The sequence below is a fragment of the Cupriavidus sp. H18C1 genome (assembly GCF_049311595.1).
In the GTDB taxonomy this organism is placed as follows: domain Bacteria; phylum Pseudomonadota; class Gammaproteobacteria; order Burkholderiales; family Burkholderiaceae; genus Cupriavidus; species Cupriavidus cauae.
The window spans coordinates 2,334,128-2,356,678 of sequence record NZ_CP186008.1 but is presented as its reverse complement, the minus strand read 5'-3'; the positions used below and the strand labels follow the sequence as shown (position 1 = coordinate 2,356,678).

At 63.5% G+C, this 22,551-nt stretch carries 16 protein-coding genes and 5 pseudogenes; 8 read left to right on the top strand and 13 right to left on the bottom strand.

What is annotated here, in order from left to right; genetic code table 11:
* Positions 1-19: 19 nt before the first annotated feature.
* From OJJOAM_RS10975 to OJJOAM_RS10960, 4 genes and pseudogenes are all read left to right on the top strand, one after another.
* Positions 20-1,187 (top strand): annotated as a pseudogene (locus tag OJJOAM_RS10975) (acyl-CoA dehydrogenase family protein).
* A 188-nt stretch (positions 1,188-1,375) separates the two neighbouring features.
* The gene (locus OJJOAM_RS10970) at positions 1,376-3,148 is read left to right on the top strand and encodes a long-chain-fatty-acid--CoA ligase (protein WP_422647956.1); all 1,773 of its coding nucleotides are present in this window, start codon (positions 1,376-1,378) and stop codon (positions 3,146-3,148) included.
* Positions 3,149-3,176: 28 nt separating this feature from the next.
* Entirely contained in the window at positions 3,177-4,733 is a 1,557-nt protein-coding gene (locus OJJOAM_RS10965; RefSeq protein ID WP_422647955.1) for a class I adenylate-forming enzyme family protein, read from the top strand.
* A 38-nt stretch (positions 4,734-4,771) separates the two neighbouring features.
* A pseudogene (locus OJJOAM_RS10960) lies at positions 4,772-5,549 on the top strand (enoyl-CoA hydratase/isomerase family protein).
* Positions 5,550-5,701: 152 nt separating this feature from the next.
* Here OJJOAM_RS10960 and ettA read toward each other — a convergent pair.
* Complete coding sequence (gene ettA, locus OJJOAM_RS10955; protein WP_422647954.1) at positions 5,702-7,369, bottom strand: energy-dependent translational throttle protein EttA; 1,668 nt, start codon at positions 7,367-7,369, stop codon at positions 5,702-5,704.
* 313 nt (positions 7,370-7,682) lie between these two features.
* Between ettA and OJJOAM_RS10950 the strand changes: the two genes are divergently transcribed.
* The gene (locus OJJOAM_RS10950) at positions 7,683-7,910 is read left to right on the top strand and encodes a hypothetical protein (RefSeq protein WP_006575803.1); all 228 of its coding nucleotides are present in this window, start codon (positions 7,683-7,685) and stop codon (positions 7,908-7,910) included.
* Positions 7,911-7,922: 12 nt separating this feature from the next.
* Here OJJOAM_RS10950 and OJJOAM_RS10945 read toward each other — a convergent pair whose 3' ends face one another.
* From OJJOAM_RS10945 to OJJOAM_RS10920, 6 genes and pseudogenes are all read right to left on the bottom strand, one after another.
* Positions 7,923-8,207, bottom strand: coding sequence for a hypothetical protein (locus OJJOAM_RS10945; protein ID WP_422649639.1), 285 nt, complete (start codon positions 8,205-8,207; stop codon positions 7,923-7,925).
* Between the two features lie 55 nt (positions 8,208-8,262).
* Positions 8,263-8,877 (bottom strand): annotated as a pseudogene (locus tag OJJOAM_RS10940) (HipA domain-containing protein); the annotation flags it as partial.
* Between the two features lie 100 nt (positions 8,878-8,977).
* Positions 8,978-9,178: pseudogene (locus OJJOAM_RS10935) on the bottom strand (HipA N-terminal domain-containing protein); the annotation flags it as partial.
* The gene (locus OJJOAM_RS10930) at positions 9,178-9,453 is read right to left on the bottom strand and encodes a type II toxin-antitoxin system Y4mF family antitoxin (RefSeq protein ID WP_422647953.1); all 276 of its coding nucleotides are present in this window, start codon (positions 9,451-9,453) and stop codon (positions 9,178-9,180) included. The pseudogene OJJOAM_RS10935 and the gene OJJOAM_RS10930, both read right to left, overlap by 1 nt.
* 169 nt (positions 9,454-9,622) lie before the next feature.
* Positions 9,623-10,756, bottom strand: a complete 1,134-nt coding sequence (locus OJJOAM_RS10925) for a glycosyltransferase family 2 protein (protein ID WP_422647952.1) — start codon at positions 10,754-10,756, stop codon at positions 9,623-9,625.
* A pseudogene (locus tag OJJOAM_RS10920) lies at positions 10,757-10,807 on the bottom strand (hypothetical protein); the annotation flags it as partial. It abuts the gene before it with no gap.
* 179 nt (positions 10,808-10,986) lie between these two features.
* Here OJJOAM_RS10920 and OJJOAM_RS10915 point away from each other — a divergent pair.
* A complete protein-coding gene (locus OJJOAM_RS10915) occupies positions 10,987-11,217 on the top strand; it encodes a DUF2164 family protein (protein WP_422647951.1) in 231 nt (76 codons plus the stop codon).
* Between the two features lie 149 nt (positions 11,218-11,366).
* Here OJJOAM_RS10915 and OJJOAM_RS10910 read toward each other — a convergent pair whose 3' ends face one another.
* Positions 11,367-11,930, bottom strand: a complete 564-nt coding sequence (locus tag OJJOAM_RS10910; protein ID WP_422647950.1) for an ureidoglycolate lyase — start codon at positions 11,928-11,930, stop codon at positions 11,367-11,369.
* Positions 11,931-12,131: 201 nt separating this feature from the next.
* Between OJJOAM_RS10910 and OJJOAM_RS10905 the strand changes: the two genes are divergently transcribed.
* Both OJJOAM_RS10905 and OJJOAM_RS10900 read left to right on the top strand, forming a co-directional pair.
* Complete coding sequence (locus OJJOAM_RS10905) at positions 12,132-13,463, top strand: MFS transporter (protein WP_422647949.1); 1,332 nt, start codon at positions 12,132-12,134, stop codon at positions 13,461-13,463.
* Positions 13,464-13,590: 127 nt separating this feature from the next.
* Positions 13,591-14,286, top strand: coding sequence for a FadR/GntR family transcriptional regulator (locus tag OJJOAM_RS10900; protein WP_422649572.1), 696 nt, complete (start codon positions 13,591-13,593; stop codon positions 14,284-14,286).
* Positions 14,287-14,626: 340 nt separating this feature from the next.
* Here the strand turns inward: OJJOAM_RS10900 and OJJOAM_RS10895 are convergent, their stop codons facing one another.
* The 5 genes from OJJOAM_RS10895 to OJJOAM_RS10875 are packed head-to-tail and all read right to left on the bottom strand — an operon-like array spanning position 14,627 to position 22,415.
* Positions 14,627-15,304 (bottom strand): MIT C-terminal domain-containing protein, encoded by a 678-nt coding sequence (locus tag OJJOAM_RS10895; protein ID WP_422647948.1) that lies wholly within the window; start codon positions 15,302-15,304, stop codon positions 14,627-14,629.
* Positions 15,282-16,652, bottom strand: coding sequence for a BREX system Lon protease-like protein BrxL (brxL, locus tag OJJOAM_RS10890; RefSeq protein WP_422647947.1), 1,371 nt, complete (start codon positions 16,650-16,652; stop codon positions 15,282-15,284). Before brxL ends, OJJOAM_RS10895 begins: the two co-directional genes overlap by 23 nt.
* A gap of 5 nt (positions 16,653-16,657) precedes the next feature.
* Positions 16,658-19,186 carry a PglZ domain-containing protein gene (locus OJJOAM_RS10885; protein WP_422647946.1) on the bottom strand — a complete coding sequence of 843 codons (2,529 nt, stop codon included), beginning with the start codon at positions 19,184-19,186 and terminating at the stop codon, positions 16,658-16,660.
* Complete coding sequence (locus OJJOAM_RS10880; protein WP_422647945.1) at positions 19,183-19,929, bottom strand: HNH endonuclease family protein; 747 nt, start codon at positions 19,927-19,929, stop codon at positions 19,183-19,185. Before OJJOAM_RS10880 ends, OJJOAM_RS10885 begins: the two co-directional genes overlap by 4 nt.
* Positions 19,875-22,415 carry a DUF262 domain-containing protein gene (locus tag OJJOAM_RS10875; RefSeq protein ID WP_422647944.1) on the bottom strand — a complete coding sequence of 847 codons (2,541 nt, stop codon included), beginning with the start codon at positions 22,413-22,415 and terminating at the stop codon, positions 19,875-19,877. Before OJJOAM_RS10875 ends, OJJOAM_RS10880 begins: the two co-directional genes overlap by 55 nt.
* Positions 22,416-22,551 lie beyond the last annotated feature (136 nt).

Here is a 22,551-nt window from a genome sequence, read left to right as displayed (position 1 = left end):
TTCTCACCGGAGCCGCGCCATGACGATCCAGCATGCGTCCCGTCCTTGGATGAACAGCGAACTGGAGCTGCTGCGCGATACCGCGCGGCGCTTCTTCGAGACCGAATGCGTGCCGCGCCAGCAAGGCGTGGGTCGAACAGAAGCATTGCGACCGGGAAATCTGGCACCGCGCGGGCGAGCTCGGCCTGCTGTGCTCGGGCATTCCCGAGGCCTACGGCGGAGGCGGCGGCAGCTTCCTGCACGAAGCGGTGATCTGCGAGGAGCAGCAGCGCGCGCTGATCACCAGCTTCAGCATCAACGTGCACAGCGGCATCGTCGCGCACTATCTGCTCGCCTACGGCAGCGAGGCGCAGAAGCAGCGCTGGCTGCCGGCAATGGCGCGCGGCGAGATGGTCGCGGCGATCGGCATGACCGAGCCGGGTGCGGGCACCGACCTGCAGCGGATCAAGACCACCGCGATCCTCAGCAGCGATGGCCGGCACTATCTGGTCAACGGCGCCAAGACCTTCATCACCAACGGCTGGCACGCGGACCTGGTCTGCCTGGCGGTCAAGACCGATCCCGAGGCGCGCGCCAGCGGCGTGTCGCTATTGATGATCGAAACGCGCGACCTGCCCGGCTTCCAGCGCGGGCGCCTGCTCGACAAGATCGGCCAGCGCGGCCAGGACACCGTCGAGCTGTTCTTCGACGGCGTGATGGTGCCGGCCGAGAACCTGCTCGGCAACGAGGAAGGCCGCGGCTTCCGGCAGTTGATGCAACAGTTGCCGCGCGAGCGACTGCTGATCGCGATCGGCGCCGCGGCCACGATGCAGCGGGCGGTCGACGACACCCTCGCCTATGTGACGCAGCGCCACGTGTTCGGCGAGCCGCTGATGGCGATGCAGAACACGCGCTTCAAGCTGGCCGAGTGCCAGACCCATGCCACCATCGCGCGCAGCTTCGTCGACGATTGCATCGGCCGGCTGCTGCGCGGCGAACTCGACGTGCCGACCGCCGCAATGGCCAAGTGGTGGAGCACGCAGACGCTGTGCCAGGTCATCGACGAATGCCTGCAGCTGCATGGCGGCTACGGCTATATGAACGAATACCCGATCGCACGGATGTACACCGATGCGCGCGTGGGCCGCATCTACGGCGGCGCCAACGAGGTGATGAAGGAAATCGTGGCGCGGGCGATGGAAGACTGAGGCGTCGGCGTATCGGTGCATCGGTGCATCGGTGCATCGGCGTATCGGCGTATCGGCGTATCGGCGTATCGGCGTATCGGCGTATCGGCGTATCGGGGTATCGGGGTATCGGGGTATCGGGGTATCGGGGCGAATGGCGCGCGTCGTCGCAAAGCAGACGCCGGACCAACGACAGGAGACCAGCAGGCATGACATCCGAAGCAGTGCCATCCAGCCCATCGGCACAGGCGGCGTGGTTCGGCAGCTGGCCGCGCGGGCTGCCGCATCGCATCCGCGTGCCGCGCGTCACGCTGTGCCACAACCTGTCGGTGCAGGCGGACCGCTATCCCGACAAGCCCGCGATCGTCTTCTACGGCCGTGAGATGAGCTATGCCGAACTGCGGCGCCAGACCGAGGCACTGGCCGGGCATCTGCATCGCCATGGCGGTGTGCGGCCGGGCGAGCGCGTGCTGCTGATGAGCCAGAACTGCCCGCAGTTCGTCGTGGCTTTCCATGCGATCGTCCGCTGCGGCGCGGTGGTGGTGCCGGTCAATGCGATGTGCACCGCCAACGAGCTGGACCACTATCTGCGCGACAGCGGCGCGCAGGTCGCGCTGGTCGCGCAGGAACTGCTGCCGGCGCTGCGGCCCGCGCTGGCGAGCGATCGCTTGCGACATGTGGTGGTGCACAACTATGCCGACGCCATCGACGCCGATACCGACCTCGACGTGCCGGACTGGGTGCGCGCCCCGCGCGCGGCCCTGGACGACGCGCGCCTGACATATTGGGCCGATGCGCTGGCGGCCGCGCTGCCCGCGCCGGATGTACAGGCCAGCCCCGACGATCTCTGCGTGCTGCCTTACACCTCCGGCACCACCGGCCATCCGAAGGGCTGCATGCATACGCACCGCACGCTGCTGGCGTCGACCTTTTCCGCGGTGCTCTGGCGCGGCCTGCATGCCGAAGCGGTGGTGATGGGCGTGGCCCCGCTGTTCCATCTGCTCGGCATGCAGAACGCGATGCTGATGCCGATCGCGATCGGCGCGACGGTGGTGATGCTGCCGCGCTGGGACGCCGCCACCGCGGCCCGCCTGATCGAACGCTATCGCGTGACGACCTGGGGTGCGCCGCCGGCGATGCTGATCGACTTCTTCGCGCACCCGGAAGCAAGCGCACGCGACCTGTCCAGCCTGACGCTGCTGAACGGCGGCGGCGCCGCGATGCCGGAGGCGGTGGCCGCGATGCTGAAGTCGCGCTTCGACCTGGGCTATATCGAGGGTTATGGCATGACGGAGACCGCCTCCTTCCTGCATTGCAATCCGCTGCACCGGCCCAAGCGACAGTGCCTCGGCATTCCGGCCTTCGGCGTCGATTCGCGCATCGTCGACCCGGCCACGCTCGCGCCGTTGCCGCCCGGCGAGGTCGGCGAGCTGGTGACCAGCGGCGACCAGCTGATGCTCGGCTACTGGAACGACGAGGCGGCGAACCGCGAGTCCTTCTTCGAGCGCGACGGCAAGCGCTTCTTCCGCACCGGCGACCTGGCCAGCGTCGACGAGGAAGGCTACTTCTTCATGCGCGACCGGCTCAAACGGATGATCAACGTCAGCGGCTACAAGGTCTGGCCCGCCGAGGTCGAGACCCTGCTGTACCAGCATCCCGCGATTCACGAAGCCTGCATCGTCGCGGTGCCCGACAGGCGGCAGGGCGAATCGGTGAAGGCGGTCGTCGTCCTCAAGCCCGGCACGAGGCTGGATCCGGCCGACCTGATCGCGTGGTGCCGGGAACAGATGGCGGCATACAAGGCGCCGCGGGCCGTGGAGTTCCGCAGTGCGCTGCCGAAGTCCGGTACGGGCAAGGTGCTCTGGCGGGAGATTCAGGCGGAGCAGTGCCGTGCCGTGGAGACAGGCGCCGAGGCCGCGGATGCGCCGGCTCTGGGCGAAGCCAACGCCGGCCGCCTCGACAAGCCGCTTCAGCAAGCCTGATCCGTTGTCAGCTCCGGAGACCCACGCGATGTACCTGACCCAGGGACTGCACCGCGCGATACAGCGCCATCCCGCCAAGATCGCGCTTTGCCACGTAGCCGATGGCCACACGCTTACCACCGATTTCGCTGCACTGGGTACGCGCGTGGCGCGTGCCGCCGCGGCGCTGAAGCGTCACGGCGTGGAACCCGGCGACCGCGTCGCGCTGCTCGCGCAGAACGGCGACGGCCTGATCGCTATGCTGCTGGCGTGCTGGTGGCGCGGCGCGGTGGCGTGTCCGCTCAATACGCGCTGGAGCGTGCCCGAGCTGCGCCATGCGATCGGCGACTGCGGCGCGCGGCTGCTGCTGCCCGATCGCCAACTGACCGCGATGGCGGAGGAACTCGACGACCTCGCCACGGTGATGCCGATCGACACCTTCCTGGCCGATGCCGACGCCGCGGCAACGGCCGGCGCGGAATCGCTCGACGATACGCGCACCGGCGGCGATGCGCTGGCCGCGATCCTCTACACCGGCGGCACCACCGGTCGCGCCAAGGGGGTGATGCTGTCGCACGCCAACTTCTGGGCCGCGTCGATCTCGCGCGCCGCGGAACTGAACAATGCGCCGGACAGCGTATCGCTGCTGGTTGCCCCGCTGTTCCATGTCGCCGGTTTGGGCCGGCTGATCGGGCAGCTGATCGCCGGGGGCAGCTGCGTGACGCTGCCGCAGTTTCGCGCCGACATCGTGCTGTCCGCCATCGAGACACATCGGATCTCCGACATCATCGTGGTGCCGACCATGCTGCAGTCGCTGCTCGATCATCCCGCCTTCGACGCGGCGCGGCTGCAGAGCCTGAACCGCATCGCCTTCGGCGCCGCACCGATGCCGCCGGACCTGCTGGCGCGCGCGCTCGACGCGTGGCCCGACGCGGAGTTCTTTCAGGCCTATGGCATGACGGAGACCGCCGCCGCCGTCTGCATCAATCCGCCGGCCAATCATCGTCTGGGGCCTGGCGCCGAACGCCACCGGCATTCGGTCGGCCGCGCCGGGCTCGGCACCGAGATCCGCGTGGTCGATCCGCACGGCGAAGAAGTGCCGCGCGGCACCGTCGGCGAGATCGTCGTGCGCGGGCCGATGGTGATGCGCGGCTACTGGAACCAGCCGGATGCCACCGTGCAGGCGCTGCGCGATGGCTGGCTGCATACCGGCGACGGCGGCTGGATGGACGAGGACGGCTATCTGTTCATCGCCGACCGGCTCAAGGACATGATCATTTCCGGCGGCGAGAACGTGTACTCGGGCGAAGTCGAGACCGCGCTGCGCAGCCATCCGCGCGTGGCGCAGGCCGCGGTGATCGGCGTGCCGGACGCGCGCTGGGGCGAGCGCGTGCATGCCGTGGTGGTCGTGGAGGGCAGCGCGCCTCGGGACGAGGCCGCGGTGTCGGCGGAGCTGACGCAGTGGTGCCGCGAACGGCTGGCGGGCTACAAGTGTCCGCGCAGCTTCGCCTATGTCGATGGGCTGCCGTTGTCGGCGGCCGGCAAGGTGCTGAAGAACGAATTGCGGCAGCGCTACCGCGGGGCGATGGCGGCCGGCGGGCGCTGATCGTCGGCGCCGCGAACCCATCAGCAAGAGGAATTCCGATGGAACGAATCGACTTCGAGGTACGGGACGGCGTCGCCACGCTGACGCTGAAGGATCCGAAGACGCGCAACGCGCTCGGGTCCGCAATGCGCGAGGAAATCGCCGAGGCGGTGCACGTGGTGGCGACCGACCACGGCATTCGCACGCTGGTGCTGACCGGCGCCGACGGGCACTTCTGCTCGGGCGGCGACCTGCGCAATATCGCGACCGCCGGTCTGGACAACCAGGGCTGGCGCGAGCGGCTCGGCGATCTGCACCGATGGCTGCGCGACCTGATCGGCCTCGACAAGCCGGTCATTGCGGCCGTCGATGGCGCGGCCTTCGGCGCGGGCTTTGGCCTTGCGCTCACGGCGGACTTTCTGCTTGCCACGCCGCGGGCGCGCTTCTGCGTGTCCTTCCTGAAGGTCGGCCTGGTGCCCGATTGCGGGATCTTCCACACGCTGCCGCGCGTGGTCGGCGTGCAGCGCGCCAGGGAGCTGATGCTGTCGGCGCGCGAGGTCGGCGCCGAGGAGGCGCTGCGGCTGGGGATTGCAATGGAGATTCATCCGCCGGAAGCGCTGGCGCAGCGCGTCCATGCGATCGCGCGCAGCTTTGTCGGGGCCTCGCCGATGGCGGTCAGCCTGATCAAGCGTGCGGTGGCCGCGGACGGGGGATCTTGCGACCGCGCTCGAGCTGGAAGCCAATGCGCAGGCGCTGGCGATGGGCACCGCGCACCATCGCGAGGCGGTCGAGGCGTTCCTGGAGAAGCGGCCGGCGCCGTTTCAGTGGCCGGGCTGACGAAGGCGCCCTCTCGGCGGTCCGCCCTCTCCCCTCTCCCACAAGTGGGGAGGGGAGCCGAGTACGAGCGCTGACAACGAAGGGCGCTCCGACTGTTTCCCCCCTCCCGCGAGGCGGGAGAGGGGCCGGGGGACAGGGAAAGCGCTTTGCCTTCAGCGGGCGATCGGCTTGTAGCGGATGCGCTTGGGCTTGGCCGCTTCTTCGCCCAGGCGGCGCTTCTTGTCGGCCTCGTACTCCTGATAGTTGCCGGCGAAGAACTCGACGTGCGAGTCGCCTTCGAAGGCCAGGATATGCGTCGCGATCCGGTCCAGGAACCAGCGATCGTGCGAGATCACCATCACGCAGCCGGCGAACTCGAGCAGCGCGTCTTCCAGCGCGCGCAGCGTTTCAACGTCGAGGTCGTTCGACGGTTCGTCCAGCAGCAGCACGTTGCCGCCGGCGATCAGCGTCTTGGCCAGATGCAGGCGCCCGCGCTCGCCGCCGGACAGCGTGCCGACGTGCTTCTGCTGGTCCGAGCCCTTGAAGTTGAAGCGGCCGATATAGGCGCGCGAGGGCGTCTCGTAGCGGCCCACGGTCAGCACATCCGCGCCGCCGGAGATTTCCTCGAACACCGTCTTGCTGCCGTCGAGCGCGTCGCGGCTCTGGTCGACATAGGCCAGCTTGACGGTCGGCCCGATCTTGATCGTGCCGCTGTCCGGCTGCTCCTTGCCGGTCAGCATGCGGAACAGCGTCGATTTACCGGCACCGTTCGGACCGATCACGCCGACGATCGCGCCCGGCGGCACCTTGAAGCTCAGGTTGTCGATCAGCAGCCGATCGCCGTAGGCCTTCGAGACGTTCTCGAACTCGATCACCTCATTGCCGAGCCGCTCGCCGACCGGAATGAAGATCTCCTGGGTTTCGTTGCGCTTCTGGTATTCCTGGCTGTTCAGCTCGTCGAAACGCGCCAGACGCGCCTTCGACTTGGCCTGCCGGCCCTTCGGATTCTGGCGGACCCACTCCAGCTCCTTCTTCAGCGCCTTCTGCCGCGCCGACTCGCTGGACTCTTCCTGCTTCAGCCGGTTTTCCTTCTGGTCCAGCCACGAGCTGTAGTTGCCCTTCCAGGGAATGCCGTGGCCGCGGTCCAGTTCCAGGATCCACTCGGCCGCGTTGTCGAGGAAGTAGCGATCGTGGGTCACCGCGACCACCGTGCCCGGGAAGCGGGTCAGGAACTGCTCCAGCCATTCCACCGATTCGGCGTCCAGGTGGTTGGTCGGCTCGTCCAGCAGCAGCATGTCGGGGCGCGACAGCAGCAGCCGGCACAGCGCCACGCGGCGCTTCTCGCCGCCCGACAGATGACCGACCTTGGCGTCCCACGGCGGCAGGCGCAGCGCGTCGGCCGCGACTTCCAGCTGCTGCTCGGCATTGTTGCCGTCGCTGGCGGCCAGGATCGCCTCGTACTTGGCCTGGTCGGCGGCCAGCTGATCGAAGTCGGCATCCGGCTCGGCGTAGGCCGCGTAGATTTCCTCGAGCTTCTTGCGCGCCTCGAACACCTCGCCCAGGCCGCCCTCGACCGCTTCACGCACGGTCTGCTCGGGATCGAGCTGCGGCTCCTGCGACAGATAGCCGATGTTCAGATTCGGCATCGGGATCGCTTCGCCCTCGATGTCCTTGTCGACGCCAGCCATGATCTTGAGCAGCGTCGACTTGCCCGAACCGTTCAGGCCGAGCACGCCGATCTTGGCGCCGGGGAAAAAGGACAGCGAAATATCCTTCAGGATCTGACGCTTGGGCGGAACGATCTTGCCCACGCGATTCATCGTATAAACGTACTGTGCCATGCGGCTTACCCAGTGAAATGACTGTGTTGGAGGGGGATGGCGCAGTGTAGCAAACCGGGGGCGGCGGGCGGATGGGGTGGCCGTTGCACGGCCCCATGCCGTGGCCTAGGCACTGGCCGCGGGCGGACGCGGTGACCGCTGCACGGGCCCATGCACCGGCCGCCGGCGGACGCGGTGCGCCCTGCACGAGCCCATGCGCCGGCCGATGTACCGGCCGATGTGCCGGCCGAAGCGCGGGCCGAGGCGCCGCCCGCCGGCGCGGTATCATCGGACCCTTCGCCTTCGGGCAAATTCCTGCTGACCGAGTACCACCATGAGCCCCAAACCCGCCCGCACGCTGACCTTCAAGTGCAAGAAGTGCAACAAGCCCGTGACCCTGTACCTGCAGAAGGTATCGGCCTGCTCGCATATCACGCCATACCAGGGCTTCTGCAAGTGCGGCGAGATGATGCGCCACGCCACCGGAGACAAGGACGCGGTGGCGTCGTTCGTGGAGTCGAACGATATCCATTGGGCGCATCACCATCATCACCATCATTGAGCGATGGCTGGTTCAGGCTGCGATGCGAGCGGAGACCTTGCGCGTCGTGGACTGAATGAATCGGCCGAGGCGATCGGCGAGATCGCGCGCGCCATGCGGCAACGACGGCAAGGTCTGCTCCACCGCCCGCGCTACCGCGCCCGGGATCCGTTGCGCCAGTTCCGCCGCCTGGCCCAATACGAAGCGCGGCTGCATGCCAAGGGTTTCGGCCATCGCCACCACGTGCCGGCGCGCAATCTCGCCCGGCCGGTTTTCTCCCCCGATCGAAAACGCGAACTCCCCCTGACAGCCCGGCATACAAGCGGGTGCACATCAGATCGTAGAAGGGGGTCAGCCTCACGCCCTGCCCAGGCAGCACGTACAACGACAGGTTCTTCGCGTGGCTGTCGTTGTTGCCGACGTAGAGGTTGAAGAAGATCCAGTTCAGGAAGTGGCGCAGGTCTATCGCGGGCTGGACGCTGCGTTGCCGGATCAGAGCGGCGCAGGCCGCGATGCCGGGACCGCCCTCCTTTTCGTACTTGCGGTCGGACACGGTGCCGGCCAACTGGCACAGGTCGTACTGGACCAATCGTCCCAACGTTCCATCCGGCCGCTGGTATCTGTCGAAGCGCCGCACGACGCATGCTCGCGTCATCGGTTCATAGAACACTTCGGCGGCAGGCAATCCACACTCCGCGGCAACGCGCATCACGATGGTTTCGTTCGCGGCCGACTGCCATACCTTGGCGAGGCGCTTGATGTCCGGCTTCAGGATATGCGTCGACGGCGCGACGCCGCGAGGAAGGCGCGGGATGCCATCCTCGAAGATCGCCAGGCTGGTCTTGTCCTGTGCGCCCGCGAGCGAGATCCGCGCGCGGGCGCCCTTCAGATCGACGGCAGTCGCAGACGGCTTGCTCAGCGCCGCGCCCAGCGCCTGCCATGAGGTCGCCTGGTACGTGGGAGGCTTCGGCGTTTCGCCTTCGGGCACGATGACGAAGGCGCCGGCCGTGTCCCCCCGCCACCTCCAGGAGCATCGAAAACAAGGTGGACGCCTTCTTCTGCTGCGCGAGATAGTCGCGCAATTCCCCCTCGGGCAGCAGGTTCTCGAAGAAGGCCTGCACGACCTCGGCGTCCTGCTGCCCCGGCAGCAGCGGAATGGCGGCGACCGGGAAGCGGTCCTCCCTGGCAAGCCACGCTGGCGAATAGGCAAAGGCCAATGGCGCGGTATCGTGGATGGTGCCGACCACTTCATCGCCCCACAGGACGCTGAGCCGTTCGGGCCGGGCCATCACAAGCCTCCGCTGGTCTTCGGCTTCACGACCACTTCCAGCCCGAGCAAGTCCATGATGTCGAGAACCTTCTGCAGCTGGACCGTCGGCTTGCCCCGCTCCAGTTCGATGACAAAGCGGTTGCCGGTACCGCCGAGACCGGCGAGATCGGTTTGCTTCAGTTCGAGCTGCTCTCGGCGCTGGCGAATGGCGGCGCCGAGTTCGGCCGAGCTGTGAACCACGATGCCGCCGGCGGCCAAGTTACCGCTTGGGAAGTTTTGCTTCTCCGCTGCCATCTTGCGCCCCTGATATTACCGCTCGGTAATTTTATATGGGAACCACGCATCGTCAAGGAAAAAATTACCGCTCGGTAATACCACTGGTCGCAGGCCTGGTGCGGTGCTGTAATTTCGGGAACGAATGGGTCGACGACCTGGAAGGGCATCACCCCGCCGTTCTACCGATTCAATCGAACGCCTGCACCGCGAGCAGCAAAATCACCGCCAGATAGCCCAGATGCATGCGCGTGCGCTGCCGCTTGTAGCGCCGCACCACGTCGGGCAGGAACAGTTGGCGCGCCGTCTTGAAGCTGGAAATCGGATCGGCCACGACGTCGGAATAGGCCTCGGTGTTGTTGCGATAGATCGTCGCCAACGATTCGCGCTCGTGGCCGCCCGCCAGCTGTTGCGTCGTTCGCGAACGCTTGCTGATGCGGTAGTAGAACAGCGGCGCATCGATCCGATGCACCTTGGCCTCGGGCTCCAGCAAACGGATATAGAACTCCCAGTCCTCGAAGCCGTGCTTCATCGCTTCGGAATAGCCGGAGGTCCGGTCGTACAACGCGCGCGGATACACCGCGCAGTTGTGGATCATGTTCTCGAACAGCAGCCGTTGATAGCTGTACTCGGGCAGCCGCCATTTGCCTTTTTTCGCGCCGAATCGCTTGACCTGACAGTAGACCAGCGCGGTGTCCGGATGCCTGCGGAAATGCGCAAGCGCGCGGCGCAGGTAGTCGGGATGGATTTTGTCATCGCCATCCAGCGGCACGATGTATTCGCCGCCGGTCAGCCGGATACCGAGATTGCGCGCCGACGCCACGCCGCCGTTCTGCTTGCGGATATAGGTGAAGCGGCGATCCTTCTGCACGAAGGCCTGCACGCGCTGCGCGGTATCGTCGGTGGAGCCGTCGTCGACCACGATGCAGCGCCAGTGCCGGTAGGTCTGGCGCTGCACCGATTTGAGCGTGTCGGCGATCACGCCCGCCTGGTTGTAGCAGGGGACGATGATGGCGACTTCTGGCGCTGGATCGGTTTGCGAACGGCGGAATCTGGAAAGAGACTTCAACAGCATTAATGGGGAAAGCGGGTTCTGCGGTTGCGGCCAATGATCGCATACCGACCGTGACGGCCCTGGAAAACCTGGCCATCGCCGCTCGGCGCGGCCGGTTTCGGTCGTGCCGCTGTTCCGCCTAACCCTCGTCAGTTCAGCTTGATATCGAGCGGCTGCACGGTCCGTCTTTCGACCTCCAACTGCTCGGCGGGGGAACTTCGCATATTGCTCGCTGCTCAGGTAGACCGGCTCGAGGTCGACGGCCTCCATCGACCTCAGGTATGTCGGATCCGGCGTCGCATTTCTGAAGGCATCGTGCAGGGTCCTGACGATATTCGGGTCAATGCCCTTCGGGCCCGACGATGCTGACCAGCGAGCTGGCGGTCAAGCGGCGGCGGCCCGCCTGGCTCGTCAATGCCTTCGGCGCCGTCAGATGAATTACATTTCCGGGAGCAAGACTGAGGATGGGACCAGTCCAATTTCAACGATCCGGGAATCTCATGCACAACGACAAATTCGACCTGATCCAATTTTCCTCCGCGGTCCGCGATCTATTGGACAGCGAGCTTCAGGTATCGGTCGGCAATATGGAAGTGGTGCCCTTTGCCGAGAAGCTGTACAAGCTGGTGCGGTCGCATGCCTACAACGAGGGCGTGCTCGACGCGAAGCGCGTGATGGAACGCAAGCTGGCGGATGTTTCCGGAGCAGCTGGATATCTTGCTGCAGTATGAGTAGCGCAATACGTCGGCGAGACATGGCGCCGCTATTCCGGCGACATAACGTCGACCTGTCGTCGCAAACTTGAAGGCGGACGCTGGCCCCGCCTCTGATGCTTCCGCGCGGGCGCCACCGACGGACATCGCTTACGGCGGCCCGCAACTCAAAACAACGTGGCTTCCATTCCCGACGCCCCTTCCCGCTCGGTCCTCGGCAAGTCCAGCCGCAGCGTGGCGCCGCCGGACAGATCCAGTTCGTCGCAGTTGTTCCCGGGCCCGCCGCGGTCCACGACGATGAACCGCGCCACGCCTTCCGTCACGATCAGCGAGTGGTGCCACACGCCCTTCCGATAGTTGACGCCTTGCCGGCCGTTGGTGACGAAGGCCCGCACCGCATGCGGCTCGACCGTGTCGCCAGGCGGCGCCACCACGACGAGGAACCGCGCATCCCCCAGCGGAATGAACGCCTGGCTGCCGAGCGGGTGCCGCTCAAACGAGGTCAGTACCAGCGGCAGCGCATAGGGTTGCGATTCGAACAGATTGATCAGCGGGCGTCCCTCGTTCGAGGACACGTCGACCTCGGCAAGGTCGTGAAAGCGATGACACATGCCGCGATTGATGGCGATGGGCGCGTGGCCATCGCTTTCGATGACGTCGCCGAACGGCGCGAAGGCATCGGCGGTCAGCGGTTGTGCAATCAGGGACAGCGGTTCGGTCGGAATAGGCATGGCTGGGCAGAATCAGGTTCGCAGACTGGTCTTACCAGTATTACGATATGACGTTTCCGTGTCAATGCCGGAAATCGGCGGGTAAACGCTGATTTGTGGGGGCGCATGCAGGCGTTATTGTTGCGCCCTGATGTAAAAATCATACTGGTCATACCAGTTGCAATCCCACCCGGCGACACAACAGACACGAAGAGACCTGCCATGACACCCTACCAAGCCGGCCCGGCGATTACGCCGGCGTCCGCGGCCGACATCCCGGCCATCGCGCAAGAGAACGCGCTCTACCGCAAGGTGGCCTGGCGACTGCTGCCCTTCCTGATGCTGTGCTACGTCGTCGCCTACCTCGACCGCGTGAACGTCGGCTTCGCCAAGCTCCACATGCTCGCCGACCTGCAGTTCAGCGAAGCGATGTACGGCCTGGGTGCGGGTCTCTTCTTCATCGGCTACTTCTTCTTCGAGGTGCCCAGCAACATGCTGATGCACAGGATCGGCGCCAAGGCGACCATCTCGCGCATCATGATTACCTGGGCGCTGATCTCGGCGGCGATGATGTTCGTCACCACGCCGACGCAGTTTTACGTGCTGCGCCTGCTGCTCGGCGCCGCGGAGGCCGGCTTCTATCCCGGCATGATCCTGTATTTGACCTACTGGTTTCCGTCGCACCGCCGCGCCAGGATGGTGGCGCTGTTCATGTGCGCGATCCCGGTGTCGGGCATCTTCGGCGGACCGCTGTCGGGCTGGATCATGGAATCGATGCAGGGCGTATCGGGGCTGCGCGGCTGGCAATGGATGTTCCTGATCGAGGCCATCCCCTCGCTGCTGGTCGGCGTGGCGGTGATGTTCTACCTCGACAACAACATCCGCGCCGCCAAGTGGCTGACCGAATCGGAGAAGGCCCTGCTCGAACGCAATATCGCCAACGAACGCCAGACCAAGGACGCGCACCCGACGCTGCGCGCGCTGTTCGCCGATACGCGCATCGTCAAGATGGCCTTCATCTGCTTCTGCACGGTGATGGGCCAGTACGGGCTGACGTTCTGGCTGCCGACGCTGATCAAGCAGTCCGGCGTATCGGGTGCGCTGCATATCGGCCTGCTGACCGCCGTGCCGTTCTCGGTCGCGGTCTGCTCGATGATTCTCGTCAGCCGCAGCTCCGACCGGATGCGCGAGCGCCGCTGGCACTTGATCGTGCCCTTCTGCTGCGGCGCCACGGGCCTGATGCTGAGCGCCGTGTTCAGCGACAACGTGGCGTGGTCTCTCGCCGCCTTGGCGCTCGCGGCCGGCGGCAGCCTCGCGACTTCGCCGCTGTTCTGGAGCCTGCCGACCGCGATCCTGTCGGGTGCCGGCGCGGCTGCGGGCATCGCGATGATCAACTCCTTCGCCAACCTCGCCGGCTTCCTGAGCCCCTACATGATCGGGCTCATCAAGGACGCGACGCAAAGCACCAACCTGGCGATGTTCGTGCTGGCCGGCGTGCTGCTGATGGGCGCCCTGCTGACGTACACGGTGCCCGCCAAGCTGGTCAACAAGTAGGCGCCGCGGCGCGAGGGGCGCGCCGACGCTCGGGTACAATCGTCTGCCTGAGCGGCGCCCCTCCGCTGCGATGCGCGGCAGTTCGCTTGCTGCTGCCTCGGCGCTCTTCCTCGTTCAGACATCAGGCATGTTCAACTCGACCGCAGTCGCCGCCAATGCCGCCCGGCTGATCCAGCAATGGATCACCGACGGCACCTACCCCGCAGGCTCGCTGCTGCCGTCCCAGCGCGAGCTCTCCGAGCGCCTCGGCATCAGCCGGACTTCGCTGCGGGAGGCGTTCTCCACCTTGCAGGGACTGGGTCTGATCGTGGCGCGCCCCGGCAAGGGCGTGTACGTCGCGGAAGGCCCTGCGCCCTCTGCCCATCCCTGGCGCTTCGCCGACTCGCATTCGCTGACCGATATCTACCAACTGCGCTTCGCGCTGGAAAATTTCACCGCGCGGCTCGCTGCGCTGGTGGTGGAGCCGGCCGACATCGACGCGCTGCGTGCCAACGCGGAAGCGATGCAGGCCTGCATCGAAGCGTCGGACTTCACCCAGGCCGCGCAGCTCGATTTCGATTTCCACATGCAGATCATCGCGATCTCCGGCAATCGCGCGATCGCGGAGATTCTGCGCAACAGCGCCGAGATCATTCAGGAGAGCCAGCGACTGCCGTTCTACAAGCGCGGTGCGCGGCGGGCGACGTTTAACGAGCACACGGCGATTATTGATGCGCTGGCGGCGGGGGATCCTTCACTGGCACAGCGGGCGATGGCGGACCACATCGTGCAGGCGGCACAGCGGGCGGGGGTGCATTTTCCGACGAGTTTGGATGGCGGGTGAGAGCGACGACCGTAGTTGGACTGTCGTTTTTGAGGGGCCAGGAAATGAAGAAGGGTCACGCGACTATGCGTGAGGCCAAGCTACGCAGTGGTCACTCAATCTGCCGATAGCCATAGGCAGTGTAATGCGACTAACTTCTACGGATGGAAACTGCGGTAGCTGCCCCGGTCCTCGGTAGTCGACCGTTTTCCTTCTTTCACCGTGCTTCAACTAGGCACGGTGAAGCGGGATACCCTCACTTCTTCATGCCCGCTACCGAAGGGCGGACTGCAGCTATATGCGGAAGATATCAACTTTGGTTTCAAGGCACTTCCGCAGACTCAGATCGTTCGCACCCACTTCAAACCAGCCCCCCCGGCTTCTGGTAGAAGTCGAGTCCACGCCCGATCTTGATGACCCATCCGTTATCCAGACGAATTTCACGGTCGTGGATATTCGCGTTGAGTTTCACTTCCAGCTCCACATCCAACTCCAGCAGGCTTTGCTTCAGCTCATCGAGCTTCTCTGCGATGTCAGCCAACTGGGTCTTGTCGTCGTAGCCGGTGATCAGGTTGATCTTCTTCACGGTTCCAGCTTTCAGAACCGTCTCGCAAAAGCGAACAAAGTTCTGAATCTGGTGCTGCAGCCGAATGTAGGGGTCCTCGATCACGACGGATTTGGCACCCCGCAGATAGGGACCCATGATCGACTCATAGCTGTAGCCCGTGTCGCCATAGAGAATGGTGAAGTGCTGTTCCTTGAGTTCGACTGACGACGGCGCAATAGCGACCGGGGCCGGTGATATCGGCGTCGGCACTGATGGAGATGACTCCGCAGCAGGCGTCGGCTGCGCGGCGGGTTGCACCTCGACGACGTCAGCAGGCTGGCCATCTGCCTGATTCAAACGACGGCGAGCAGGCTCTTGCGTCGCGGGCGCATCCTTCGACTCTGGGCAGAAAACCACAACCTCCTCGCCACTGGCCTTGAAGTAGGACAGATTGATACGCGCAAACTCGTCATCCGGTTTGCGCTTGTTCATCTGCTCCTTGACGCGGCGGCGGCACTCCGTGGCGTAGGCCACGTATTCCCTCGAACTCGTCGTCGGTCGGCGGACCGTTGGGGTGCAGCACCTTCAAGAATGCGCAGACAGTCTTCTTGATGCCTTTTTCGTCGCGTCCCTCGATGGCCTTGCCAAGTCGGATGCGCTTGCTCACTTCCTCGTACCGGTTCGTGTGCTTGAACTGGTAGTGGAAGGCCTCTGCCAGGTAATCGGTGATGAAGCCATAGTTGCTGGTCAGGAACTCGCTGCTGTTCTTGGGCATCTCCCAGCCTGGGATGTACGCTGCAAATCGGTCCATCACCGCCAAGTCGAGCTCCGGCGGCAAGGGCTGAAACAGATCGTGCTCATTCGAGTTCACGACCTGCTGCACCGACACATCGATGTTGCCGACAAAGCTGAGGCTCGCATCGGCGATAACTTCGGCACCGCGCGAAAAGCGCCCGTTGGCCATGAAGTCCTTCATGATTTGAATGGTGTCCGGGTCTTTGACCTTGATGCCGCCCACTTCGTCAAAGGCCACCGTGTCCCAAAACCCAACCAGGCCAACCTTGCGCCGCGCGTTGTTGTAGAACAGCGTGGCCTTGGTTGCCTGGCCACCCGAGATCAAGGTGGCGTAGGGAGAGAACTCACTGAAGAAATAGGACTTGCCGGTACCACGTGGACCCAGCTCGATGTAGTTGTAGTTAGGCTCCACCAGCGCGGCCAACCTGGCGATGAAATGCATCTGCACGCGCTTCGAGAGCTTGCTGGGTTCCAGCCCCACGGAGCGCAACACCGCCGCAAGCCATTCATCACGCGTGAACGCCGCGCGCCCCTCTGCGTAGCGGTCGAAGTCAAAGCGCGTCAACTGGATAGGACGCAGGTCTTCAATGGAAAACGCGTAGTCGTCCTCATCAATATCGTTGTGCGCCAGGGTGACTTCCGCCCAAATGCCGCCTTCCAGTAGCCGGTCATTGTCCCGGTAAAACTTCTCGCCAATCGCAATGCGCTGCGAATTGAAGTTCTCCAGGGAGGCCCAGTGGCGCTTCTCTTTCTCAACGTAGCGAACGTGAACCTTATCGATGAAGCGGTGCTTGCCCTTGGTCGCCACCCTGGACTGCGCTGCGTTGGCCTCATCCGGCCGCACATAGTTTTCCTGCAGCGACGACAGCACGGCTTCCATGCCGGCATCCATCTCTGCCTGATCATTGCTGGCGCAATACTTGGCGAGCAGAAACTCCAGGACGAACGTCGGGACGTTGGTGCCTTTCTTGATTCGATGCAGCAGATCCTTGCGGAGCACCTTGCCGTCGAATGTGGCGTTTAGTTTTTGGTCGAGTTCGTCCATAGGGATCATTCCGTATAGTCGGTTTCAAGCGCGAGATTGCTGTAGGCCGCCAGGGTTGTGGGGTTCAGCGCTTTGACCGAGAACTTGCCTCTGAACTCATCATCCATTCGCAGCGCAATCTGCTTGCGCTGTCCTGGCATCAGAGTCACGGTTCTGGTCGCGGGGTTCACATCGCCGCCTGGGCGCGGCTCTCCCACCACATTGCCCTTGCTGTCCTGCGCTTCCAGCAATATCTCCACGCTCATGTCTTGTGAAAACATATCGTCGGCCACCAGTATCACTTCGATGACCGGCAATCGCGTAGTTATTCGTTTGGCGCCGTTCTTGTAGCTCAGCTCCACCACCACCTTGCGCAATTCCGCATGGGCGGCGGTATCCAGCCGCGCGACCAACACAGGGACGACGGCCTCTGCCAGGGATGCTCCGCCGTGGAAATACAGATGTCCCGAGCGATAGGGGGCCATGCTGCGCGGTAGCGCCACTTGAGTGAAGTCGCCCCGAATGCCGACCTTCTCTGCACTGACCACAAGGCTGTGCCCATCTGCCGTGCCGTCACCCAACATCATCCGATCATGCGCTGTCACGGGCCACTTGCCCTGTGGCTTGACGCACACATCGCCTGCCTCAGCTTGTGCGTTGAGGAAGAAGCCGTGGTCGGTGACGATGATTGCCTCCTTGAAGCCCATGCCCCGCAGCTTGTGCAGTGCCACACGTATCAGTTTGAGCGTGCCCGGAATCAGCCCCAGCGTCGTTTCGGGGTTGCTCTCCAGTTGGCTATCGATCTCGGTGGATCGCAGTACCAGCAGGTCGACGGTCTCGGCAATCTTCGGTTTGCCGCGCACGAAATCGTTGAGCGGCATCTCCGCAAAGCGATCTCCGTACCGCTTGCTCAGGACGCCCATGCGCTGCGCAACATTGCTCACCGCCACCCCATCCAGCTTAGGAACGAGTGATTCGTTCTCCAGCGACAGGGCCAAACCCGTGCAGGCGCCAGGCAGCAAGCTGGCCATGCCAACCAAGGTAATAGTTGGCAGCTGCGCATAGGCCGCTTGCAGCTCGACGGGCCCGTCTTCCGCCAGCAGCTTTTCGAGGGCCACGCCCAATTCGTAGCGCAGGGCGTCCACCATCAGGTAAGCCACCTTGCGTCCGCTTTCCTTGAGGCGATCTGCCACCAGGCGATCAAAGGCATCGGCGTTCGCCAAGCGCCCGTTCGGCGGCCATCCAGCACTCTCGACGTGCTTCACGAACACGCCCTGGACCTTCTCAGCTAAACGGCGATAGCGAGCGCGCGCCTGGCTGATGACATCGTGCATCAACCCATGCTGGTCGAGAAAGTCGCCTGCCGCCTGCTCAAACTCGCGTTGCAGGCGGTCAGCCTCGCGTAGGCTGCCCAGGTAGAAATCGATCAGGTCGGCCTGGGAGCGGGCGTGGTCTGGCAACTGGCGTTCGAAGTCCTCGCAGGCCTCGACCAGACTCAAACCGGAGCGCACCAGCTCCCACTGAGCTTGGCTTTCGCCCTTACCCAGCCAGACAGAGCTCTTGTGGCGAGTCAGCACCCGGCGTGTGGCATCGGTATCGCCCGTGACAATGCCCTTGATCGCCGTGCGCAGGAAGGTTCGCTCCTCGAACGGGAAAGTGTCGCGCTCGCCCAGGTCTTCAATGGCCCCGCACAGATCGGTCAGGTTGAGCTCCGCCTCAATGGCTTCCGCGCGCTCGATGTAAGCCGCGCGCGTCTTAGGATCGGTGCGCAGGCGGTCGCACACATCCTCGACGATAGGTCTGGCTTCCATAGGTGCGTGTGGTACCCCCTTCAGGGTCTCCGGCAGCGCCACCGGCAAATCAAAGACGAACTCGCTGAACAGCACATAGCGCCACAGCTCATCCGCCAAAGCGGACCACGTCTTGCCGCGCGTCTTCACGTTCAAGCCCAAGGTGGCTCGCAGGAAGTCGCGTGCCTCTTGCACCCAGCCTTCCTGGCCCTTCAACGCTTCAGATTGACTGACGCTCGGCGCCAGCAGGGCCGCCAGAATTTCGCGGCCAGACTCCACCCTCAGCGTGGCTCGCAACTGGGGCCAACTCACGCCACCGCCGATCGCATCGATCACGGCAAAGGTCGGCCCCGCAGGCGACCCGGCGAATACCTGCCGAATCTCGGTCGCGTGATCCGGCCTGGCACGCAGACAGATGCTCAGGTACTCGTCGCCATCATCTTGCGGGAAAACTGCGCCGCATTCTGCATACAGAGCGAACGGGTCAGCCTGCTTCTGCTCGTCGGTCTCAGGCCGCTTGGCAGGCACATAGATCAACACGCCTTCCAGCGGTGCCTTGGGCTGACCAACGTCGCGCAGCGCCAGCAACGCCGCCTCACGGCTTTCGATGCTGCTGTCAGACGCATCCACCACCCGCACCTTGTCGGCCGCTAGGTCGAAGCACTGCTCGCGGTAGCGCTTGTCAGCGTCGTACACCACCAAGCAACCAGCTTGCTTCAAGCGCGGCCGCAGCACGCTTTCTCGAATGAACTCCGCAATCGTCATTTGTCCTCCCGCAGGCTCAGGATGGACTTCACCTCCTTGAGCATCTTGTCTGTTCGCGCCGCAATGGCGGCCTCGTTCCAATCATCTCGGCTGGCTAAATCAGCATTCAGGTACAAGCCATTGCGATAGCCGATGAAGTCACCCTGATCGTTCTTGCGATCACGCTTCTTCAAAAATTCCATCGTGCCGAGCTTGGAGTTGTAGCCACTCAGGGTCAGGTTGCCGAGCTGGTGAGCGCAGCGCTCACGAATGGCAGCAGCAGTGCCTTTCTGATCACCTTCAAGCATCATCACCCAGCCTGGCCCCAAGTTCTCGGTCTTCGGCAGGATGTGTTCGACGGTGAAGACGGGGCGATCATTGGTGTCATGCGCCCACAGGTCGCGTTTGTTTTCGCGGGTTTGGTGCGCTTCTTCAAGCTTGCACAGCATGAACCGGGTGGCCTCGTAGTTCTCAAGGTAGACATCGCCCTTGAGGCGCGACTCGCAAACATCCTGTGGAGCTGCCTTTGCCAGCAGCCAATTACTGGCTTGCTGTACGAAGTCATCCAGGATCTTGATGTCGCCGCCACGGATCTGCTTCAGCAAGTGGCTGACCAAATCCATGAACATCGGGTCGAGTTCGCGGGTGGGCGGCATATCGGTGAGGTTGCGCCAAAAGAACCACTTGGTGAGCAAAGCGGCCAAGCGGCTCACAGCATCGCCCTCACTCCATTTCTGGCTCTGCGCAACCTGGCTGGCCCACAACAAAAACGCGTAAGCCGGCGCAGCGCCCAAGCGCTGAAGGTCCTGCAAGGCGACTGCCGCAGCGTCTCCCCCATTCCCCCTTGTGCCACGGCGGGGTTGAGCAACGCCGAATAGGTCTTGCCCTTATCTTGCAGCGCGCCAAACAGCCAAACCGGGCGCTTTCGCAGCAGGGTGTCGTAGATGGTGATCAGGTTCGAGCGCGTGGCGCGCGTGCAGCCTTTGACCTCGATCCGCTTGAGGTATTTGAACATGTTGTACAGCTGGCGCAGAAAGCGCTCCTGCACCGCCGGGTCGGGTAACAGGTCGATCAAGTCTTTCCACTCGTCAAACGCACGGTCGATGCCGTAGTCGGGGCGCTTGTCCAATTCGGCCAGCAGGTTGTTCTTGATGATGTCGATGGCAGAGAGCGGAATGCCACGGTTGTTGATCGTCTCGAACAGCACGAAAGCATCTGAGTGGCTGGGCACCTCGATCTTGACCAGGACCGCCGCCTTGAGCTTATCCAACAGCGACAATGCTTGCTCGATACTCAGTGGTTGCAGCCGCTCACGGAAATAGCTATACGCTTTAGCGATACGGCGATTGCCAAAGTAGCTTAGCCCCTTGGGCGCCGTGACCAACTTCGGGAAGAGGTCACTCAGCACCTTCTGGAAATCGGCCTTGTTCTGCGCCTGCTCGCTGGGCTCAAAGCGCCAATGATTGGTCGACTTGATAAAGAGCCGGTTCTTGAGGTTCACCATCTCGACATTGAAGTCGTCATCCGGGTCTGGATGGGCCTTCAGCCGGTCGTAGAGCGCGCAGAACAGCAGGCTGATGGTGGTGAAACGCTGCTGACCATCGATCAGTTCCAGACGTCCTCCCGCCATCGAATCCTTCTGGTTGTTCACGCAGATGATCGAGCCCAGGAAATGTCCCTTGGGGGAATCTTCCAGATCATTGAACAGCGCCTCCCAGTCCCTCGGCTTCCACACGTATTCGCGCTGATACTTCGGAATGAAGAACCGCTGCGCAGCGTCCGGATTGAAGTAGTGGCTGACCGGGTAATCCTGAACACTGCTGATCATTCGTCGCCCCCCAGCCTTCTTCTTGCGTGCCTTCTTCGGAGCGGCCTCTGGCTCGACGTACAAATCCTCCAGACCATGCGCGATGGCGAGCGATTTGTCGGTCTTGCACTTCTCGCGCACGCGCTCCGGCCAGTAGTTCATGGCCAGGTGCGCCCAGTCGTAGTCACCTTTTTCCAGCTTTGCCCAGGTGTCCTTGAGCACCTTCTGCCAAGGTTTGTGACGGAACAACTGCCACAGTGGCGCGGCGCTGATCTGCACGCCGTCGTCGTGGTTGGGTTTGTAGTTGGGCGCAAGCTTGAGCAGGGTGTCGCGCAGCTCGATCAGTTCTAGTTCGAAAGTTTGCATGGCCTCGAACTGTTTCTCATCGTCGCGCGTGCGGGCCGAACCCTTATTGCGCAGCGCCGTCACGTCAGCGCCGACTTGTTTTAGCTTCGGCTCGACGAAGTCGTTGATCGCCGTGTACAGCGTCTGGCTGGTGAGGCTGGGGTAATACACCCACAGCGTGTAGCTGCCGGACGGGGTGCCCAGCGGCCAGTAGATGGGCGCTTTGCGGCGGCTCTTGGAGTAACGCTGCAGATGGAAAGCGAAAAACTCTCGTTGCAGCCAGCGACGCACGTCTTCCGATTCGGGCACCTCGACGCGAACCAGCACTTCCTCGATCAAGCGTGCGAGGTCATGCGGATTCCCTTGGTCGTCCACCAGGATGCCCGGATGCGCATGGAAGGGACCAGCGCCATTTGACAGCATGCCCGGGCTCTTGGCGGGCAATGGTTCGAAGGGATCAGGCTCCGGGAGAGCTTTGCACTGTCCTGTGACTAGAGTCCAGTCAAAGCGACCGAAGGCAACACCGGCTGCCCAGGAAAGCATTGCTGACTGCATATCATCAGGCACCACGGCATCTTCTTCATCCTCCTCAGGCTCTTCACTGGCGCCATCTTCGGAAATCATTGACAACGGCCGGGCCGCGATTTCTCGGTCGGATTCAGAGAACCCATAGAGTCCAAAGGCGAGATCATCAATATCGGCCTGGATCTGTTGTAGCTCGGCCTCAATTGCAGATGGATCGTAGTCGCCAAGGCGGCCTCTCACAGCAGCGGGCGCTATGAACGCATGAGATGTTTCTTGAACCGTATCCAGGGTGCGCTTTAAAGACCAACCACGCCGAGCAAGCATCGCCAGTTGATTCTGCGAAGCTTCATCTAGCTGTGGCAATGGCGTTCTCTGAATTACCCCCACTTCGTAAGAATTTGCTGCGCCGCCTGCACGGGCGTCGGCCGCTGCAAGTTGCAACTCAATAAAGACGCGAAATGCTCTGCTCGAACATAGCCCAAGCAATGCAAGCAGAGCGATGGAAGAATCGCTCTTAACGAATGCGGCTGACCCTTTGTCGCTAAATACACAACCCATTGGCAGAACACGCATTGATAGCGCACTCTTGGTTCTCTTCGACCAAGTAAGACCGGGGTGCCCGTAGCGGCACTCTCGGTGCAGCACCCAATTCGCAGACTCACCGAGGTAGGGATATTTGTGCAGAAGTGCAGCCTCGAGCTCCTCAGCA

Coding starts and splice junctions, on each gene's coding strand:
- OJJOAM_RS10970 (WP_422647956.1), top strand. CDS start 1,376: ATGACATCCGAAGCAGTGCCATCCAGCCCATCGGCACAGGCGGCGTGG.
- OJJOAM_RS10965 (WP_422647955.1), top strand. CDS start 3,177: ATGTACCTGACCCAGGGACTGCACCGCGCGATACAGCGCCATCCCGCC.
- ettA (WP_422647954.1), bottom strand. CDS start 7,369: ATGGCACAGTACGTTTATACGATGAATCGCGTGGGCAAGATCGTTCCG.
- OJJOAM_RS10950 (WP_006575803.1), top strand. CDS start 7,683: ATGAGCCCCAAACCCGCCCGCACGCTGACCTTCAAGTGCAAGAAGTGC.
- OJJOAM_RS10945 (WP_422649639.1), bottom strand. CDS start 8,207: ATGCCGGGCTGTCAGGGGGAGTTCGCGTTTTCGATCGGGGGAGAAAAC.
- OJJOAM_RS10930 (WP_422647953.1), bottom strand. CDS start 9,453: ATGGCAGCGGAGAAGCAAAACTTCCCAAGCGGTAACTTGGCCGCCGGC.
- OJJOAM_RS10925 (WP_422647952.1), bottom strand. CDS start 10,756: ATGGAGGCCGTCGACCTCGAGCCGGTCTACCTGAGCAGCGAGCAATAT.
- OJJOAM_RS10915 (WP_422647951.1), top strand. CDS start 10,987: ATGCACAACGACAAATTCGACCTGATCCAATTTTCCTCCGCGGTCCGC.
- OJJOAM_RS10910 (WP_422647950.1), bottom strand. CDS start 11,930: ATGCCTATTCCGACCGAACCGCTGTCCCTGATTGCACAACCGCTGACC.
- OJJOAM_RS10905 (WP_422647949.1), top strand. CDS start 12,132: ATGACACCCTACCAAGCCGGCCCGGCGATTACGCCGGCGTCCGCGGCC.
- OJJOAM_RS10900 (WP_422649572.1), top strand. CDS start 13,591: ATGTTCAACTCGACCGCAGTCGCCGCCAATGCCGCCCGGCTGATCCAG.
- OJJOAM_RS10895 (WP_422647948.1), bottom strand. CDS start 15,304: ATGAACAAGCGCAAACCGGATGACGAGTTTGCGCGTATCAATCTGTCC.
- brxL (WP_422647947.1), bottom strand. CDS start 16,652: ATGGACGAACTCGACCAAAAACTAAACGCCACATTCGACGGCAAGGTG.
- OJJOAM_RS10885 (WP_422647946.1), bottom strand. CDS start 19,186: ATGACGATTGCGGAGTTCATTCGAGAAAGCGTGCTGCGGCCGCGCTTG.
- OJJOAM_RS10875 (WP_422647944.1), bottom strand. CDS start 22,415: ATGCGTGTTCTGCCAATGGGTTGTGTATTTAGCGACAAAGGGTCAGCC.